A 2,156-nucleotide genomic window follows, 5' to 3' on the forward strand; every position below is an offset into this window, starting at 1 on the left:
GGCCTTTGCCTGGATCGTGGTCCTGATGCTGGTGTGGACCCAAGGTGTCGCCCTGGGTGTCGTACCCCCGTGGCGGCCCTGTCGCACATGGCGCTGGAGCAGGGCGCCCCCCATGTGGGTGCGCACCGTGCACAAGCGCCCTGGCTCGATGGAGGTCGACACGTCCATCGAAGTCCCGGTGCCCCCAGGCCGGCGGCCGGCGGGCCGAGATTTCGCTTGAGGCCGATCCGGGGCGCTACGCCTACGGCCTGCCCATCTTCCTGGCGCTGCTGCTGGCTGCGCGCGGCCCGGGGCGGTGGTCCCGCGCGGTGGGTGGCTACCTGCTGCTGCTGCCGGTGCAGGCGTTCAGCCTGAGCTTTTATCTGCTGATGCAGATGGTGCTCTCGGCACAGGCCAACGCGCGCGTGCTCAGGGTGGAGCAGTGGCAGCTGGAGGCCATCGTGTACGGCTACCAGGTGGGCTCGCTGGTGCTGCCCACGCTGGCGCCTTTTCTGCTCTGGCTGTGGCTTGATCGCAAGTTCGTGGAAGAGGTGCTTGTGCGCGCCTGGCAGGGGCGCACGGCGGCGGCTTCTCCGGTCGGAGTGCCGACGCCGGCGCCCACGGCCATGCCAGCCCAGGCAGCCGCTGCCGCGCCTGTGGCAGTGGCCGAGGTGGCGGAACACCAGCCCGATGCCGGTACGGTTCCGGCGCCCGCAGCACTGCCACCCCAGCCGGCGTCGGCGCAGCGCGGAGAAATTTCCACCAGTACGGCCGCCGTGCTGCCGCCCCGCCCGTCGGCGCAGGGACAGGGGGTTGCGCGCTAGGGGGCTGCGCTGCCGCGCCTTCTGGCGGCCGTTGCGGTGGGTGGCTGCAGGGATTGCCCCAGCGATAGAAAGAACTGCCCGGCGGTCTCAGGCGGCCAGGGGCTCTTCCTGCATCGCCTCGATCTGCTCGTGCAGCATGTCCACCTGGCCGCGCCAGTAGTCGCTGGTGCCGAACCACGGAAAGTTGATGGGGAATATCGGGTCTTGCCAGCGCCGCGCTAGCCAGGCGCTGTAGTGGATCAGGCGCAGCGTGCGCAGCGGCTCGATGAGGGCCAGCTCACGCCGGTCGAACGAGCGGAACTGTTCGTAGCCGTCGAGCAGCGCGCTGAGTTGGTGGGTGCGCTGGCGCCGGTCGCCCGACAGCAGCATCCACAGATCCTGCACGGCCGGGCCCATGCGGGCGTCGTCCAGGTCCACGAAATGCGGCCCGCCACGCCCCCATTCGTCCAGCGGCGTCCAGAGAATGTTGCCGGGGTGGCAGTCGCCGTGCAGGCGAAGTGCGGTGGCATCATTCAGGCAAAAACCACCTACGGCGCTTGCTGAACGGGTGTCTGACGCTATCAAATCAAGAGCGGTGTTGCACGCCTCGTGCCAGGCGGACTGCACGTCGAGCGGGATCAGGTCATGGCCCAGCAGCCACTCGCGCGGCTCGGCGCCAAAGCTCTGCAGGTCGAGCGCGGGGCGGTGCGCGAACGGTTGCGCCGCGCCCACGGTGTGGATGCGCGCCAGAAAGCGGCCGATCCATTCGAGCACCTCGAAATCGTCCAGTTCGGGCTGGCGCCCGCCGCGCCAGGGGCTGACCGAAAACGCGAACCCGTCGAACCGATGCAGCGTTTGGCCCGCCAGCACCAGCGGGCCCACGGCGGGCACCTCGGCCGCCATGAGTTCGGCGGCGAAGGCGTGCTCCTCGAGAATCTGCGCCTCGCTCCAGCGGCCGGGTCGATAAAACTTGGCCACCACGCGCTCGCCGTCTTCCAGCGTGGCCTGGTAGACGCGGTTTTCGTACGACGACAGCGCCATCAGCCGGCCGTCGCCGTACAGGCCCACGCTGGCCAGCGCATCGAGCACGGCATCGGGGGTCAGGGTGGCGAAGGGGTGCAGGCCGGGGGCATCGAGGGACATGTTCATGGGGCCATTGTCGCCGCGTGGCGGGTCGGCCTGCCCTGGGTTCAGTGCAAAAAATACCTGTTGCGCCTGTTCTTCTTGTGTCGATAGCTATTGTTTTAGGAGCTAATTGCCGCCGACCGCCGACCGCCGACCGCCGACCGCCGACCGCCGACCGCCGACCGCCGACCGCCGACCGCCAATCGCAAACGATCCATGCCAGGCGCTCGCCCGCCACGGCGCGAGCGT

At 69.3% G+C, this 2,156-nt stretch carries 2 protein-coding genes and 1 pseudogene; 2 read left to right on the top strand and 1 reads right to left on the bottom strand.

All coding sequences use genetic code 11. From position 1 onward, the window contains the following. Both ACDELDRAFT_RS25905 and ACDELDRAFT_RS25470 read left to right on the top strand, forming a co-directional pair. A pseudogene (locus tag ACDELDRAFT_RS25905) lies at positions 1-220 on the top strand (hypothetical protein); the annotation flags it as partial. Further along, positions 210-803 (top strand): exosortase H-associated membrane protein, encoded by a 594-nt coding sequence (locus tag ACDELDRAFT_RS25470; protein WP_332376137.1) that lies wholly within the window; start codon positions 210-212, stop codon positions 801-803. The pseudogene ACDELDRAFT_RS25905 and the gene ACDELDRAFT_RS25470, both read left to right, overlap by 11 nt. An 87-nt stretch (positions 804-890) precedes the next feature. Here the strand turns inward: ACDELDRAFT_RS25470 and ACDELDRAFT_RS21600 are convergent, their stop codons facing one another. Then, positions 891-1,931: a serine/threonine protein kinase gene (locus ACDELDRAFT_RS21600; protein ID WP_005800574.1), complete on the bottom strand. Its 1,041-nt coding sequence runs from the start codon at positions 1,929-1,931 to the stop codon at positions 891-893. Positions 1,932-2,156: the final 225 nt, after the last annotated feature.

The sequence above is a fragment of the Acidovorax delafieldii 2AN genome (assembly GCF_000175235.1).
Taxonomy (GTDB): Bacteria; Pseudomonadota; Gammaproteobacteria; order Burkholderiales; family Burkholderiaceae_C; genus Acidovorax; species Acidovorax delafieldii_B.

Coding starts and splice junctions, on each gene's coding strand:
- ACDELDRAFT_RS21600 (WP_005800574.1), bottom strand. CDS start 1,931: ATGAACATGTCCCTCGATGCCCCCGGCCTGCACCCCTTCGCCACCCTG.